13 protein-coding genes are annotated in these 15410 nt (G+C 70.7%); 8 read left to right on the plus strand and 5 right to left on the minus strand.

Going from position 1 to position 15410, the window contains the following annotated elements:
- Window positions 1-5: 5 nt before the first annotated feature.
- Entirely contained in the window at window positions 6-1751 is a 1746-nt protein-coding gene (locus IE231_RS10900) for a WXG100-like domain-containing protein (RefSeq protein ID WP_189693990.1), read from the minus strand.
- A 92-nt stretch (window positions 1752-1843) separates the two neighbouring features.
- On the minus strand, window positions 1844-3520 hold the full coding sequence (locus tag IE231_RS10905) for a bifunctional 3'-5' exonuclease/DNA polymerase (RefSeq protein WP_189693991.1): 1677 nt from the start codon (window positions 3518-3520) through the stop codon (window positions 1844-1846).
- 120 nt (window positions 3521-3640) lie between these two features.
- Here IE231_RS10905 and ssd point away from each other — a divergent pair, with 120 nt between their 5' ends.
- The 6 genes from ssd to IE231_RS10935 all read left to right on the plus strand — a co-directional run bounded on the left by ssd (window position 3641) and on the right by IE231_RS10935 (window position 8922).
- Complete coding sequence (gene ssd, locus IE231_RS10910) at window positions 3641-4831, plus strand: septum site-determining protein Ssd (protein ID WP_189693992.1); 1191 nt, start codon at window positions 3641-3643, stop codon at window positions 4829-4831.
- The gene (locus tag IE231_RS10915; protein ID WP_189693993.1) at window positions 4828-6027 is read left to right on the plus strand and encodes a TadA family conjugal transfer-associated ATPase; all 1200 of its coding nucleotides are present in this window, start codon (window positions 4828-4830) and stop codon (window positions 6025-6027) included. Before ssd ends, IE231_RS10915 begins: the two co-directional genes overlap by 4 nt.
- A 1075-nt stretch (window positions 6028-7102) precedes the next feature.
- Window positions 7103-7507 carry a type II secretion system F family protein gene (locus tag IE231_RS10920; RefSeq protein ID WP_229866703.1) on the plus strand — a complete coding sequence of 135 codons (405 nt, stop codon included), beginning with the start codon at window positions 7103-7105 and terminating at the stop codon, window positions 7505-7507.
- A gap of 136 nt (window positions 7508-7643) precedes the next feature.
- The gene (locus IE231_RS18255; protein WP_229866705.1) at window positions 7644-8138 is read left to right on the plus strand and encodes a DUF4244 domain-containing protein; all 495 of its coding nucleotides are present in this window, start codon (window positions 7644-7646) and stop codon (window positions 8136-8138) included.
- Window positions 8135-8518, plus strand: coding sequence for a TadE family type IV pilus minor pilin (locus tag IE231_RS10930; RefSeq protein WP_229866710.1), 384 nt, complete (start codon window positions 8135-8137; stop codon window positions 8516-8518). The genes IE231_RS18255 and IE231_RS10930 overlap by 4 nt, the downstream gene beginning before the upstream one ends.
- On the plus strand, window positions 8515-8922 hold the full coding sequence (locus IE231_RS10935) for an Rv3654c family TadE-like protein (protein ID WP_189693995.1): 408 nt from the start codon (window positions 8515-8517) through the stop codon (window positions 8920-8922). Before IE231_RS10930 ends, IE231_RS10935 begins: the two co-directional genes overlap by 4 nt.
- Before the next feature lie 15 nt (window positions 8923-8937).
- On the opposite strand, the gene sftH is transcribed toward IE231_RS10935, so the two are convergent.
- Both sftH and IE231_RS10945 read right to left on the minus strand, forming a co-directional pair.
- Complete coding sequence (sftH, locus tag IE231_RS10940; RefSeq protein ID WP_189693996.1) at window positions 8938-11301, minus strand: DNA 3'-5' helicase SftH; 2364 nt, start codon at window positions 11299-11301, stop codon at window positions 8938-8940.
- Window positions 11302-11331: 30 nt separating this feature from the next.
- Window positions 11332-12021, minus strand: a complete 690-nt coding sequence (locus IE231_RS10945; protein ID WP_189693997.1) for a GNAT family N-acetyltransferase — start codon at window positions 12019-12021, stop codon at window positions 11332-11334.
- Window positions 12022-12116: 95 nt separating this feature from the next.
- Between IE231_RS10945 and trhO the strand changes: the two genes are divergently transcribed.
- Window positions 12117-13019: an oxygen-dependent tRNA uridine(34) hydroxylase TrhO gene (gene trhO, locus IE231_RS10950; protein WP_189693998.1), complete on the plus strand. Its 903-nt coding sequence runs from the start codon at window positions 12117-12119 to the stop codon at window positions 13017-13019.
- A 31-nt stretch (window positions 13020-13050) separates the two neighbouring features.
- Here trhO and IE231_RS10955 read toward each other — a convergent pair whose 3' ends face one another.
- Entirely contained in the window at window positions 13051-13641 is a 591-nt protein-coding gene (locus IE231_RS10955; protein WP_189693999.1) for a hypothetical protein, read from the minus strand.
- Between the two features lie 46 nt (window positions 13642-13687).
- Here IE231_RS10955 and IE231_RS10960 point away from each other — a divergent pair, with 46 nt between their 5' ends.
- Complete coding sequence (locus IE231_RS10960; RefSeq protein WP_229866713.1) at window positions 13688-15370, plus strand: DUF7059 domain-containing protein; 1683 nt, start codon at window positions 13688-13690, stop codon at window positions 15368-15370.
- The last annotated feature ends 40 nt before the right edge of the window (window positions 15371-15410 follow it).

Genomic DNA, 15410 nt, shown 5'->3' on the forward strand with positions numbered 1-15410 from the left:
TCGGACTAGGCGGAGGCCGCTGGCGCAGTCGCGGTCATGGAACCGATGCGCTGCCTCCACCAGTTCTCGTCAACGTCGGTGGCCCTGATAGTGGTGATCCCGGCGTCGGCGAGCCTGCCCATCGGTCCCGGGAGCGGGACATTCACGTCGATGCCGAATATTCCCGTCATCCTCTTCTCGCCGAGGTCCAGCCCGATCCCGTGTCCAAGATCGAGCGACTTCGGAACCTCGAGGCGCACCCCGTCCGCTCCGGGGACAGGGAGCCCTGCGGTCCAGGTGGGGTCTGGAGACCTCTCCCCGTTGTCCGGCTCCAGCTCCTGTGGGGACGGCGCTCGGCCGGCGGCGTCGCCAGCTGCGCTCGCCAGTGACGCCCTGACCGAGTCCAGCGGTCTCTCGAGTGCTCCCTGAAGCCGGTGCGTGAGAGCCACCGTCCTCTCCGAGCCCAAGGCCCGCACCGCTGCCGCCTCCGCTTCCCGTGCTCCGGCGGGCGCGGTCCAGTGCAGTGGACTCGATACGGCATGCGGTCCGGAGAGCGGCGAGGCCGCGCCTTGTCCAGCTCTGATGAGTGCGCCCCGAACTCCCGGCACGTCGGCACGCCACCCAAGGATGAGGGCGCGTCGTGCGGCCGTTCCTCCGAGCCGCGCCCCGGCAGCCTGCAGCGGCCTTTCGAGGGCCTTCGCCACCGCTGCCGCTGGACCTTGCGTCAGGAACGCCACCGCCCAGTTATCGGTCGCCCTTTCCACGGTCCGTGCAATGCCGCCGATGGACAATCGCCGCACCGGCTGGGGGAGAGGCCCACCGGCGAAGCGCACCATGCGTCGTCCCGTAGCCGCGAGAGCTTCCCCGAGGCGGCCGATACGTTCTACCGCAGGACGGGCGAGTGCAGCTAGCCGCTGGAACAGCGCGGTGATGCGAGCCACCGCGACACCAACACGCCCAGCGGACGCCACACTGCCGACGATTGCGCCAAGTCCCGCCGTAACCGCCGAGGTGAGGGTGCTCAGCAGGACCGTGAGGCCCAGCTCGGCCGTGAGGGAGACCAGCTCGCAGCGGACCTCCTGGTGTGTGCTGTCGATGTGCCTGGCCAGATCTACACATGCGTCAGACAGTTCCAATGCCCCCGCGCTCAGGTGCTCGAGCGCCCGATCCAGCTCCATCGCGCGTTCCGCGGCGGCGGTGACCGTGGGTGAGGCCAAACCGTCAAGCGATCCTGCCGCAGAAGCCAAGGAGGTGCGCCGCGCAGAGTCGAGGCTGGCGGACAAGGTGCCCCACTGCGAGGAGGCGGAGCGGAGGAGAGCCGGGTCCCCGTTGGGCCAGACCGCCCCGACTAGCTGGACCACAAGCTGCGTCACCTGATCCGATGGGCTGAAGGGCTCGCCGCCGAGCGCGGTCGGAATGCTCCGCCGGTGCACACCTGCAGCGGTCTGAGCCGGAGCGAGCTGCAGCCCAGGCTGCGGGCCGCCCCCGAACCACTCCTCGCTGGCCCCATACGCCGCTGCTGATTGGTTGAGGGCGTGGACGTGGGTGGCCAAGCGCTCCGCGAGATCCGCACAGAGTGCGAGAAGGCTGCTCGACGTCGGGTCGTACGCCGCCGCCCAATCGATGCCCGCGGGGTCGTGGCCCGCCATCCCGCCACATCTGGCAAGGCCGCCCGTGAGTGCATCGGTCCCCCGGACGATCTCCGCGTGCGCGCTGCTGATGTGCCCTGCGCACTCAACGAGCCGCTGCGGGTCCACCACAATGGCCACCATGTCAGTCCCTTTCCGTCCGGTTCCCTGCCACGCTAGGAGCCGGAGCGGTATCGGTGCGAGGGTGCCGCGGTGCCATGTGGACAACTCTTGGGCTACTTGGCCTGGTCGTAGGACCTCACGACGGCCACTGTGAGCGGGAACTCCACGGGCACGCCCGGGAACAGGAGCCGCCCAGCGGCGCGCGCAGCCTCCCGGGCAGCCGCCGCGCACGCCTCCGCCGCAGCCTCCTCGGCGTGGATCACCACCTCGTCGTGCAGGAAGTAGACGAGCTCGGCGGTCAGCCCTTGGCGCCGGATGCGCCGGAGACGGCCGCGCAGATCGGCCATCCAGCACTCGGCCCACTCGGCGGCGGTTCCCTGCACGATGAAGTTGCGGGTGAACCGCCCACGGTCGCGGGCCACCGCATCCCCCCGGCGCTGCTCCTCGGCGGTGGTTGTCCGTTGGGATGCGCGCCACCGGGCGGAGGGGGCGGGTGTGCTGCGCCCGAGGTGTGTTGTGACGGTGAGGCCGCGTTCGCCGTCGCGCGCCGCCTGTTCCACCAGCGCCACGGCACGCGGGTACATCCGCGTCAACTGCGGCATCAGCCGCCCGGACTCGCCAGTGGTGGCACCGTAGATCGCCCCTAGGAGCGCAACCTTCGCCTGGGTCCGGTCACCTCCGAATCCCGAGGCGGCAATACCTGCGTAGAGGTCTTGTCCGCGGGCCGCTTCGGCCATGGCGCCATCGCCGGCGAGCGCGGCGAGCACGCGGGGCTCGAGCTGGGCGGCGTCCGCCACGACCAGCCGGTGGCCGGGCAGGGCTCGGGCGGCGGAGCGCACCTCGGCGGGGATCTGGAGGGCGCCGCCACCGCGCGAGGCCCAGCGGCCCGTCACAACGCCTCCCACCACGTATTCCGGCCGAAAGCGCCCGTCCCGCACCCACGCATCGATCCACGCCCACCCATTGGCTGACAGCAGCCGCGCCATCTTCTTGTATTCCAGCAGCGGGGTGATCGCCGGATGTCTGAACTGGCGCAGCTCCCAGGCGCGCGTGGTCCGAGCCTCCACGCCCGCCCGATGGAGCGCCTGCATGAGCTCTCTGGGAGAGTCCGGGTTGAGCCGCGGCGCACCGAGAAGAGTGCGCAGCTCCCCGGCCTTCGCCTCGAGCAGGGCAGGTCGGGCCCCGGGTGAGGGCCGCGGGCCGAGTCGTGCGGTCAGCAGGGCGTCGTGGACAGCAGCGTCCCATGGCATTCCCGCCTGCTGCATCTCTATGGCGATGAGGGCGCCTGCAGACTCAGCCGCCAGAAGGAGCCTGAGGCGTGAGGCAGCTGGGGAACGTGCGACGGCGGCGAGCTGGGACTGGAGCTCGTCCTCCAGCTCATCGATCCCGGGTCCCCGAGCGGCTGCAGGTTCGAAGAGAGTCCCCTGAAACGGGGAAAGGGGCCCGGGGGCGAGCACTCCCGCCGGCTCGGCGTCGGGATCGGTGGAACCAGGCAGACCGATTCGGGGGGTGTAGGCGGGGGACACGAACGCCGAGCTGGCGAGAATGGCAGCCGAGAGCGAGAGATCGTGACAGCGGTCCACCTCCACCCCTGCCGTCAGGAGTGCCGGGTAGACCTCGGCCGTGCGCTCCCATACCCAGCGGGGCCCGTGCCGCTGCTCAATGCGCCGTACGGCCTCCGGTAGCTCGGCCTGGGCCACGCACTCAGTGTCGCCGGTCGGCCTCCCGGTTCGGCCCAGACGGCGGATCAGCGCAGCTCCGCCAGGGGCGGGGGCGACCAGCTCGTACACCCCCCTATTCTCGCTGGCCCCCGGGGCCGGCTTGTCCTCCACAGGGGTGGCTCCGGCGTGTTGTCCACATCGGACGGCAGCAGGGTTACTGCGTCCGGGATGTGCCGGAACGCTGAAGCCATGGCACGCAATGGGCAGGACACGATGAGCCTCCGCCGCGGGGGACACGACGGACGCGGTTGGCTCCCCGAGGGCGCAGCGACCGTCTTCTGCGTCACCGCGAACGGCGCCCTGTTGGAGGAGTGCGCCCGGGTCGCGGCCGTCGCCGGTGTGGGGTTCGAGGGGATCACGGGGGTGGGCGACGCACAGGCGACGTGGCACTCGGCGGACCTGCTGATGGTCGGCCCTGACGTGCCGGAACTCCCGCCAGTGCATCGCGGTACCGCCCTTCTTGTCGGTTTGCCGCAGGACCACCACGTCCTGTGGCAGCACGCCGCCGCCTTGGGCATCGAGCACGTGGCCGCGCTGCCGGACGCTGCGGGTTGGCTGGTGGAGTTCCTCTCCCGGCGGGGAGCGGAGGGCCAGCTCGGGACAGTCCTCGGGGTCGTCGGCGGTTGCGGGGGCGCCGGCGCGAGCACGACGGCGGCGCTCCTCGCCGTGGCGACCGCCTCCGCCGGCGTGCAGACACTCCTGGTGGATGGAGACCGGCTCGGAGGAGGCCTGGAAGCCCGTGTGCTCGAGCGCCCGGGCGAAGGGCTTCACTGGCCGGATCTCGCATCCGCGCGAGGGGCCATCAACCCGGACCAACTGGCGGCATCGCTTCCCAGGGCCGGCAGCGCAGCTCTCCTGTCGTGGCCGGCCGCGCCGGGCAGGAATGTCCGGGTTACGGGTGCAGCGGTCTCCACTGCGCTCGATGCCGCCCGCTCAGCCTTCGAGCTTGTCGTCGTGGACGTGGGCCGTGGCCGAGAGGGGCTCGAAGACTTCGCGTGGGCCACCGATCAGGTCCTTATTGTGCTCCCCGGAACGCTGGGGGCGGCGCTCTCGGCGGTTCAGCTGCTCCACGAACTGCCCCCGGTTCCGGTCGGCGCCGTAATCCGCGGGGCGACCGCCGAGGGCGTGGATGCAGAACATCTGAGCGATCTCGTGGGCTGTCCGCTCGTGGCGCGCCTCCCTCATCTCCGGCGGGTCGGGGCAGCCGCGGACGCCGGACGGCTCTCCGACCTCGCCCCGCACCGCTCCGTGCGGAGGCTCGCGCAGACCGTTCTCGAGAGGACGGCCGCTTTCCCTGCCCATACCGAGGCGGAGCTGGATGCCGATGCGCTCGCGGTGGGCACACGGCTGGTCGCGCGTGGACGGCGGGCTGTGCGGTGAGGGGCCACCGCGGCGTCGATCCCGAGTTTCTCGACAGCGTCCGCCGCTCGGTCCTGTCGGAGCCGGGACCCGTGACTCCCGCACGCATTGCGGCCGCGGTACAGGACAGCGGGCGCCTCCTCGGAACCGGCGGCACCCTCGAGGCTGTCGAGCTCATCTCGGCCGAGCTTCGGGGGCTCGGCCCGTTGCAGCCGCTCGCCAACGATCCCGCGGTAACGGACCTTTTCGTGAACAGCCCAGACGATGTGTGGCTCGACCGCGGCCAAGGGCTGGAACGGAGCCGCGTGTCCTTCCCGTCAGAAGAAGCTGTCAGGTCCTTGGCAGTGCGCCTCGTCGCCGCGGGAGGGAGGCGGCTCGACGACTCGTGCCCGTGCGTTGATGTCCGACTCCCCGGCGGATACCGGGTCCACGCAGTGCTCCCGCCTGTCTCGACGGGCGGAACGCTTCTTTCGGTGCGCATCCGGCGCCCCTCGCCGATCAGTCTGGACGAGTTCGAGTCCTCCGGGGGCCTCCTGCGCGACCAGCGGCGGGTGCTTGAGCTGCTCGTGGGCCAGCGGCGGAGCTTCCTCGTGAGCGGTGCGACGGGCTCGGGCAAGACCACGCTGCTGAGCACGCTTCTCACGCTTGTGCCCGCGGATGACCGCATTGTCCTGGTCGAAGACGCAGCAGAACTCGCCCCGGACCACGGGCACGCCGTGTGCCTCGAGGCGCGTCACGGAAATGTCGAGGGCGTGGGCACGGTCGACCTTGCGCAGCTCGTCCGTGAGGCACTGAGAATGCGCCCCGACTGGCTTGTCGTCGGGGAATGCCGGGGCGCTGAGGTACGAGAGCTCCTCTCGGCCCTCAATACCGGGCACAGCGGAGCCGGCACGGTTCACGCAAACACCGCCGGCTCGGTTGTGGCCCGGCTGGCTGCCCTCGGTTCCCTTGCAGGTCTGAGCGCCGAGGCGACCGCACTGCAGGCTGCGAGCGCGCTCGACGCCGTGGTGCATCTTGAACGGACCGCCGAAGGGCGACGCGTCGCGAGCATCGCTGCTGTGTCTGGAGAAGGGTCCGGCCTACGGATCGAGGACGCGCTGCAGTGGACGGAACACAGGGGTGGTGACTCCGTCCGGGGCCCCGGATGGGACCGGCTGGCGTCCCTTCTGGGCCTGCCTTCCGCCGGCCCCGTACGACTCACGGGGGGTGCGGCGTGAGCGCCCATCTCGCGGCAGCGCTGGCCGCAGCCGCGGCGCTCTTCGCCGCCTGGTGCCTCGCGTTGCGCCGCGGCAGCAGCACGACCACCGCGCTTATGCGAGGACAACGTGGGGGACCCCCGGGCGGGGTCGGCGTAGAGGACCTCGAGCCGCAGGGCCGGCCAGCACCGCGATGGGCTGCCCGTCAGGATCCCGCCATCCAGCTTCACATCGCCTCTCTCCTCGTGGCACAGCTCGGGGCACTCCTTCGTGCCGGGCGCACGCCCGGGCAGATGTGGCGGCAGGCCGCGGACACACATCTCGCTGTCCAGCCCGCTGGGGAGGGCGCGGGCGTACCCCGGCTCCCGGCCCTGGGCCGCAGAGCTGGCCGTCGGGGTGGAGAGAGGGAAGGAGGAGGTGACGACGACGGCCCCATCCTCGCGGCGGCGGCCCACGCCGCAGCCTTGGGCCGCCCGGTTGCCGACGCCATCCGAGAGGCTTGCGGACACTCCCCGAGCAGATCCCGTCTCGGGGGGCCGCGGACGGAGGCTGCTGTCGGAGTATGGCTGAACGTCGCGGCCTGCATCGAGACCGCGGAGGCTTCGGGCAGTCCACTTGCCGACGTCCTCGACCGGTTGGCCGGTCAGCTGGAGGCAGATGCCGATGCTGCGGCGGCCAGGGCCGTTGCGCTCGCCGGTCCCCGTGCCACCGCTCAAGTGCTCAGCGTGCTGCCGATTGCCGGGCTGGGGCTAGGACTCCTCATGGGGGCGGACCCACTGGCCACGCTGCTGCAGACGCCGCTGGGGTCCCTATGCCTAGGCCTCGGCTTCGGTCTCACCGCAGTCGGCCGCTGGTGGTCCACTCGGCTAGTGGCGTCGGCCTCGGAGGTGCGATGAACGTCATCTTCTTCGCGGGCCTGATCTCGTTGGCCGCCGCGGCTGCGCTTGGTCTGGCTAGCGGGGCCAGCAGGACCAACACCTTGCTGCGGGTGCCGGACGAACGGCGCGCCGACACGCCCGACCCGCCCGCGGCCGGCAGGAACGGGGGTGCCCGACGTGCTCGATCAGCAGCCATCCCGAAGGGGGCGAGTGCACCGTTGCTGCTCGAACTGGTGGGAGCGATGCTCCAAGCGGGACTCGCCCTTCCCCGGGCACTCGGAATTGCCGCGCGCTTCGGAGGCCAAAGTGCGGACGTGCTCGCCCGTGCAGCGGCCGCCTTGGAGCTCGGAGCTCCGTGGAGCCATGCGTGGCCGGATGAGCCCAGCGACGAGGCGGAGCAGATCCGCGCTGCGCTGCACTTCGCCGCAACCACAGGCGCCCCGTCAGCCGAACTCCTCTTTGCCCGGGCGCGTCAGCTGCGCCGCACGCGCCATCGTGAGCTCGAGAAGCGGGCGGCAGCCCTCGGCGTCCGGCTCGTCGTTCCGCTCGGTGTGTGCTCACTTCCCGCCTTCCTCTGCTTGGGGGTGATCCCAGTGCTCCTGGCAATGATCCCCGACGGCTGAAGGCACTCACCACAGGCTCCTGCTCTTGCCGGGCAGGCGGCGTGCAGACGCCACAGCTTCCGGCCACATGGTCCGGAAGGAGACAGGACATGGACGCCCTGACTGGACGTCCAGTCACCCCACATAAGGAGGAATCATGACAGCACCCGCGCACCGCGCCACAACCCGCGACCGGCCGATGCTGGGCTCAGCCGTACCTGCGGATGACCGACCCGCGCCGGCGCCCGGGCAGCGGCCCGACAGCGCGCGGACCACGGGGAGGCAGTGCGAGGTCATCGAGCTGTTCCCCGGGGACCACCTGCTTCCTGAGCACGGCCAGACCGGTGCGCCGGCGGTGCCGCGGGCCGAGAGCCCGGGAACGGGGCAGGTGTCAGCTGACCTGGCGCGGGGCCGTGACCGGCCCCTGCGCACTCTTCACCTCCTCCGCCGGCGCGCCGCGATCCGGATCCAGCTCCTCCGGCTCTGGTTCATGGCCCGGGCGACTGGCCAGAGGGGCATGGCAACGGCCGAGTACGCCATCGCCACCCTCGGTGCGGTCGCATTCGCCGGGCTCCTCGTAGTGATCATGCGCAGCGACGAGGTCCGTGGATTCCTTCTCGGGATCATCCGCTCAGCCCTCGCCATGCCGTGAGGCGCCTCCACAGGGACGCCGGGCTCCCTTCGTCCCCGGCGTCCCTGCGGGGATCGGTCACCGCAGAGTTCGCACTGTCCGTTCCCGCCGTCATCCTGCTGCTCGGTGTCCTCCTGAGTGCCGGTTCGGCCGCACTGTGCCAAGTACGCGTCGAAGAGGCAGCCCGTGCAGCGGCACGCACCATCGCCCGTGGTGAAGGACCTCCTGTCATTGCCCGCGAAGTGGAACGTGTCGCAGGGCCGAGCGCCAAGCATCTGATCGAGTCCTCGGCAGGCGTTGTCACCGTGACCGTCTCTGCCGAGGTCCCGGGCCCACTCGCCACCGTGGTCGGCCTCACCGCCGCGGCTCGGGCAAGTCTGACCATCGAGGCAAACCAGTGACGGAACAGGCAGCGCTTCTGTCCTCGGATCCGGCAGGTCCCGCATCGGAGCGTGAGCGCGGATCGGGGACGGTGCTCGCGCTCGGCCTCTGCCTCCTGCTGATCCTCGCCCTGGGCATGGTGCTGATGGTCGGACAGGGGCTTACCGCCTCCGTACGCGCTGCAGCGGCGGCTGACTTGGCGGCCCTCGCGGCGGCGGATGCGGAACGAGGCCTCCGGACCGGGCGAGCCTGCGACGCTGGACGCGCTGTTGCGGAGCTCAACGGTGCCGTCCTCATCAGGTGCGAGGTCGAGGCCACCGGCAGCACCGTGAGGGTGATCGTCGAGATCCCCACCGGCGCCCCGTGGGGGCCAGCCCCTGGCCGGGCGCGTGCCGGTCCTCCTGCTCCCGCGCCAGGACCCTGAACGGAGGCTCCGTCGTCAGGCTCCAGCACCGCCCGCGGTTGCGCGATCCGCCAGGTCCGCCTGACGGAGGACGCCCGAGAGCAGGGTGACAGCGCCCGCCTTGTCCAACGGATTGTTCCTGTTGCCGCACTTGGGGCTCTGGACGCAGGACGGGCAGCCCGCTTCGCACCCGCAGGCCTCGATCGCCTCGAGCGTGGCGCGGAGCCAGACACGAAGGCTGTCATAGCCGCGCTCGGCGAAGCCGGCCCCGCCGGGATGTCCGTCGTAGACGAAAATCGTCGGCTCCTCGGTGTCCGCGTGGAGGGCTGTCGACACCCCGCCGATGTCCCAGCGGTCGCTCGATGCCACCAGGGGCAGCAGTCCGATCGATGCGTGCTCGGCGGCGTGGAGTGCGCCTGGGAACTGCGCGGGGATCAGTCCCGAAGCGACCAGGGTCGGCTCGGGGACGGTGATCCAGACCGCCTTTGTGAACAGGTCCCGTGCCTCGAGCTCAAGCGGCTCCTCCCCGAGCACCTCATGGGAGATGAGCGCCTTGCGCTGGAAGGAGACAACTTGAGTCGTGACCCGCACCTCGCCGAAATGTACGCCCACAGGACCCCACTGCTCTGCGCGGAGTTCCTCGAGGACCTCGATCGTGGTGATGTCCCGTGCCGTCGTGTAGTAGTCCGGGTTCACCCGCCGCACCACGACGCAGTGCTCCGCCTCGTTGAGGTCCTCGACAAGGTAGCTCGCACCCTGGTGCACGTAGATCGCTCCCTGATGCGCCTGGTAATGCGTCTGAGGAGAGTCCATCGACCCGAGAAGCTGCCCCGTCTCGGCGTCGATGATGCTCACAGGGCCGCCTCCGTCCGCGCGGAGATTCACCATGCCAGCGGCGCTCTCCGGGTGGGTCCAGAACCATCCCGACGGCCGTCTCCGCAGATATCCCTGCGCCTCGAGCTGGTTGAGGAGGGCTTCGGCCGAGGGGCCGAAGAGGGTGAGGTCCGCCGTCGTCAGTGGCTTCTCGGCCGCCGCGGCACACAGGTGCGGACCGAGCACGTATGGGTTGGAAGGGTCGAGGACCGTGGCCTCGACCGACGTGTCGAAGATCGCCTCCGGGTGGTTGACCAGATAGGTGTCCAGCGGATCGTCGCTTGCGACGAAGGCGGCGAGTGCGTCCTGTCCAGACCGGCCCGCGCGGCCGATCTCCTGGAACAGGGATGCCCTGGTTCCGGGCCAGCCCGCGACGAGCACCGCATCGAGACCGGAGATGTCGATCCCGAGTTCGAGAGCGGACGTGCTCGCGACGCCCAGCAGCTCTCCCGAGCGCAGCTTCCTCTCAAGTTCGCGGCGTTCCTCGGGGAGATAGCCCGAACGGTAGGCCGCGACCCGCGGCGGCAGACTCGGGTCGACGTCCTCCAGGAGCCGCTGGGTGATCGACGAGATGGCCTCGGCGCCGCGCCGAGACTTGATGAACGCTATCGTGCGCACGCGCGCGGCGACGAGGTTGGCCAGGAGGTCTGCGGTCTCCGCGATGGCTGTGCGGCGCTGCGGTGCGCCGTTCTCGCCCTTGGCCTCGGTCAGCGGGGGTTCCCAGAAAGCGACCTCGGTGGCGCCATGCGGCGAGCCGTCCTCGGTGACAGCGGTGACCCGGTCGCCGATCAGCCGTCCGACAGAGCCTTCGGGATCCCCAGAGGTCGCCGAAGCGGCGATGAACACCGGATCCGACCCGTAGTGTGCACACACCCGTCGCAGCCGTCGGAGCAGGTTGGCAACGTGGGAGCCGAAGACGCCGCGGTACGAGTGGGCCTCGTCGATCACCACGAACCGCAGCCGCCGAAAGAACGACGACCACCAGACGTGGTTGGGCAGGATTCCGAAGTGGAGCATGTCCGGGTTGGCAAGGATCACGTTCGCGTGGTCGCGGATCCACCGTCTGGCGGACTGCTCGGTGTCGCCGTCGTAGGTCTCAGCCCGGACTGTGCGCAGACCGAGGGCACGGATCGAGGCCAGCTGGTCCGCTGCGAGGGCCTTGGTGGGGGAGAGGTAGAGGACGACTGCGCCGTCGTCATGGATCCGGCCGGGCTCGGCTGCCATCCTCAGCTCCGACCGGTGGACAGCGTCCAGCGCGGGCAGCTGGTAGGCCAGGGACTTGCCCGATGCGGTGCCGGTGGCGAGGACCACATGGCGGCCGGAGTGGGCGAGGTCAGCAGCCTCCACCTGATGGGTGTACGGCTCCGCGATCCCGAGCCGTGCGTGCGCCGCGACGAGGTCGGGATGGGCCCACTCCGGCCACCCAGCATGGCGGGCCGGTCGCGCCGGAATGGTGCGGAGGTGCCGCAGCTCCTCTGGATCGCCGGAGCGGCCCAGAAGGGAGAGGAGGGAATCGTGCGCGGCCACGGCAGCATTCTGCCAGCCTCGCGGGAGGCCTCAGTCCGCGGAGAGCGAACCGCCCGCTGTCGTGCCCTTGTTCGTCAGGACCAGAACCCCCGAGACGTCATTCCACCCGAGATGGTGGTAGAGGTGCTGGCCGTCGGGGGAGGCGATCAGGAGGCCCTGGTCGAGCTGGTGCTCGCTCATCGCAGCGGTGAGGGCCTTCATGACGAAGCTGCCGAGGCCCCGGCGGCGGAAGGCCGGCTCGGTCACGATGCGGTCGAAGACGGCGTACCCATGGGCGACAGCCACGTGGCCGCTCGCAGCGAGCGTCCCGTCGGTGGTCGTGACGGTGACGGTCGCGCTGTGGTCCTCGTACTCCGTGTTGAGCCTGAGCTCGTCGTCGTTGAGCCAGGGCGCCTCGACGTCCTTGCCCTCGAAGTCCATGACCATGAGCTCTTGGTTGCCGGCCAGCTCCACGAGCCCGTGCTGGGCCGCAAGCGTCCGGTAGCTGGGCAGGTCGTCGGTGAGAACTGTCATCAGCCGGGGCGCCGACTCGGAGACGAAGGCCGCGAGCTCGGCGAACTCCTCCTCACTGGGGCTGACGGCGAACGCCTCCCAGTCCCCGGACTTGTCCGTCAGCTGCGCGGCAGTGAAGGAACCCACCTCCTTGACCGGATAGTGGCGCGTGGAGGCCCAGCCTTCGACCCACGTGTGCAGAAGCTCGCGCAGAGAATCCTCTCCCATAGCCAAGACGATAACCGGTACAGGCACCGCCTGACAGGGCTCGTGACTGAACTGTCACCCGACCGGTGCCCACGGCGCGCCGGTACCCTTGACGGGTGGCTCTGCACCGAATCGTCCTCTTCTACTGCTTCACCCCACTCTCCGACCCCGAGGCGGTCAGGCTGTGGCAGCGGAGCCTCTGCGAAAGCCTTGGACTCCGCGGCCGGATCATCGTCTCGAAGGACGGCATCAACGCCACCGTGGGGGGCGAGCTCGACGACGTCAAGCGGTACCTGCGCGCCACGAAGGAATACCCCGGCTTCAGGGAACTCGACGTCAAGTGGTCCGAGGGCTGCGCCGACGACTTCCCCCGGCTGTCGGTCAAGGTGCGGCCAGAGCTCGTCTCCTTCGGCGCACCGGAGGAGCTGGAGGTGGGGGAGCAGGGGGTTGTGGGCGGTGGAATCCGCCTCACGCCTGAGCAGGTCCACGAGCTTGTGTCGGCCGGGCGCGACGCAGGCGATCCGCGCCGCGAGGTCGTGTTCTTCGACGGCCGGAACTCCTTCGAAGCCCAGATCGGCCGCTTCAAGGACGCCGTCGTGCCAGACACCGCCACGACCCATGACTTCCTTGCCGAGCTTGACTCCGGCAAGTACGACGACCTCAAGGACCGCCCGGTGGTCACCTACTGCACTGGAGGGATCCGCTGTGAGGTGCTCACCGCGCACATGCGCCGCCGAGGCTTCCACGAGGTGTACCAGCTCGACGGGGGAATCGTCCGGTACGGGGAGGCCTTCAAGGATGAGGGGCTCTGGGAAGGGTCCCTGTACGTGTTCGACCGGCGCATGCACCTCGAGTTCAGCGAGGACGCTGCGACGATCGGCCGATGCGCACGATGCGACGCTCCCACGAGCGACTTCCACAACTGTTCTGATCCCGCATGCCGGCGGCTGACGCTCTACTGCGAGGCCTGCGCCGCGGCGCCCGAGACGCTGCGCTGCCCCGACGGCTGCTCCGCCTGACGGACGCGGGCGCCGACGCGGTCGGGGACAGTCACCCCCGCGTGAGCCGGAACGCGACGTTCGAGGAGGCGTCCCCGGCAGAGGAGAACTGGATGTCCACGTGCCCCCAGGCGGGAACATCCAAGGCGCGTGACCAGGCCCGGTTGCACGCGAAGGTCGTGCTGAGGAGGTTGCTGCCGCCGGCCGCCACGTCGACCGTCGCACGTCCGATCCCGCGACAGGCGAAATGCAGCGTGGCCGGCCCCGGGTCGGCATCCACGCCCATCATCCGAGCGGGCGTCGACGGTGTCACCGAACCCGTCGCGAAGGCCAACGACGGTCCGGAGTCGTCCGGGAGCACGAGCTCGGCCCACTCCGTGAGAGGAGGTCCGGCGAGGAGCTGGGCGAACGGCGCCGCCGTGGCCAGGCCCTGCCGAATCCGTCCCTGCCGGGCGAGCTGGTCTGCGGCGGCCGAGGCAGCCGCGGACGCGGAAGCCGCCGCAGCCGCGCTCGCGGCGGACTCCCGCTGTCCGAGGGGGGCCAGCCCATCGTCATAGGAGTAGGCGCAGCCGGTGCAGGAGCATGCCGCTACCACTGCCACAAGCACGGCGGCAGCTGCCCCTCTCGCTCCGATTCGGCCCATGGACCCATTTTCCGTCCGGCCCTGTGCAGCCGCCTAGACTTCGTAGGTGAACAGCCCCGCCGTCCCGCCCGACGTGCCCGTCTCCGACCGGCCCGAGCTCCTGCGCTCGCTGGCCCGGGACCTGGCAGCGCTGGACTATACCGTCGATGCCGTGGCGGAGCTCCTCGGCCCGGAGGCCCACGCCGCCCTCGGCCGAGACCAGGTGGTTCCGGCACTCGTGGCGACCCGTGTGGCGGGCGAGGACCCCGTGCGCGAGCCGCTAGGCGCCGTCGTGCGCTTCTTCCTGCTGGCGCGCCCGCTCGCGGCGGCGGCGCTCGACGCCATTCTCCCTTCCGTCCGCTCGGAGGGACTGATGGCCTTGGGGCTCGCCTCCTCGGAGAGCCGGACGGCGCCGCACGACGCCGGGACGCTGGCGGCCGCCGTCGACCTCCGGCCGTATTCGTGGGACGCGCGCGACGGCGAGCGGGAGGTCTGGGTCGCGTCCGACCTCGCCGCCCACCAGCGTCAGGGCGTGCTCCGACGGGACCACGTGCTGGGCATCGGGCAGGCGTCCGCGACGCTGGTCCAGGCGACGGCCCGCCGTCCAGTCGACCGGGCCCTCGACCTCGGCACCGGCTGCGGAATCCAGGCCCTGCACCTCCTCGAGCACGCCCGGCACGTCGTCGCGACGGACATCTCGGACCGGGCCCTCGCGTTCGCCCGCTTCAACGTCCTGCTCAATGCCGAGGCCCTCAGGGTCGACCCCGATCGTCCCGAGGACCGCATCGAGCTGCGGAAGGGGTCGCTGCTGGACCCGGTCGCGGGCGAGCGGTTCGACCTCGTGGTCTCCAACCCGCCGTTCGTGATCACTCCGCGCACGCCCTCGGAGCGGGCCGAGGACCAGTTCACCTATCGGGATGGCGGACTGCCGGGCGACCAGCTCGTGTCGACGCTCGTGGGCGGCCTGGGCGAGGTCCTCGCCGAGGGTGGCACCGCCCAGATGCTGGGCAACTGGGAGATCCCCGCGGGTCAGGCGTGGCACGAGCGCGTGCGCGGCTGGATTCCCGAGGGTCTCGACGCATGGGTCCTCGAGAGGGAGGAGGTCGGCCCGGGCCAGTATGCCGAGACGTGGCTCGCCGATGCGTCGCAGCAGCGGGACCCCGCGGCCTACGAGGACGCCTACGCCGCCTACCTCGCCGACTTCGCCGGCCGCGGAACCTCAGCGGTCGGGTTCGGTGTGCTGTGGCTGCGGCGTCCGGCGGAGGGGCAGGGCCGCCTTGACAGGTTCGAGCACCTCGCGCACCCGCTCGAGCAGCCGATCGGGCCGCACTGGGCGGCGGCGGTGGCGAGGGCGGACTGGCTCGCGCAGCACCCCGACCTCGCCAGCGAACGGCTCCTCGTCGCTGAGGACGTGACGGAGGAGCGCCACCAGCGCCCCGGTGCGGAGCACCCGGGAGTGATCCTCCTGCGCCAGGGTGCCGGCTTCCGACGGACCGCCCTGCTGAGCACCGAACTGGCCGGGTTCGCTTCCGCATGCGACGGCGATCTGACGGCCGGCCAGATCGTGTCGGCGCTCGCGGCACTCCTGGACCGCGACGATCCGGCGTTCCGCGTCGGGCTGCTCGCTGAGGCGAGGAGCCTCGTCGAGGAAGGCTTCCTGGGGCCGGCGGACGGGCGGGGGAGCGCTGCGGACAGGAAGAGCGGCAGCGTCCGTGACGCCGTCTCCGTCAATCGTGAAGAAACAGCTTGACATCGAGCGCGAATGTGGCGTTTATTACACTGCAATACCG

The organism is Sinomonas cellulolyticus (assembly GCF_014656475.1).
GTDB lineage: Bacteria > Actinomycetota > Actinomycetes > Actinomycetales > Micrococcaceae > Sinomonas > Sinomonas cellulolyticus.

Excerpts from the sequence above, each read along its gene's own strand:
- IE231_RS10900 (WP_189693990.1), bottom strand. The coding sequence starts at position 1,751 with ATGGTGGCCATTGTGGTGGACCCGCAGCGGCTCGTTGAGTGCGCAGGG.
- ssd (WP_189693992.1), top strand. The coding sequence starts at position 3,641 with ATGGCACGCAATGGGCAGGACACGATGAGCCTCCGCCGCGGGGGACAC.
- IE231_RS18255 (WP_229866705.1), top strand. The coding sequence starts at position 7,644 with ATGACAGCACCCGCGCACCGCGCCACAACCCGCGACCGGCCGATGCTG.
- IE231_RS10945 (WP_189693997.1), bottom strand. The coding sequence starts at position 12,021 with ATGGGAGAGGATTCTCTGCGCGAGCTTCTGCACACGTGGGTCGAAGGC.
- IE231_RS10955 (WP_189693999.1), bottom strand. The coding sequence starts at position 13,641 with ATGGGCCGAATCGGAGCGAGAGGGGCAGCTGCCGCCGTGCTTGTGGCA.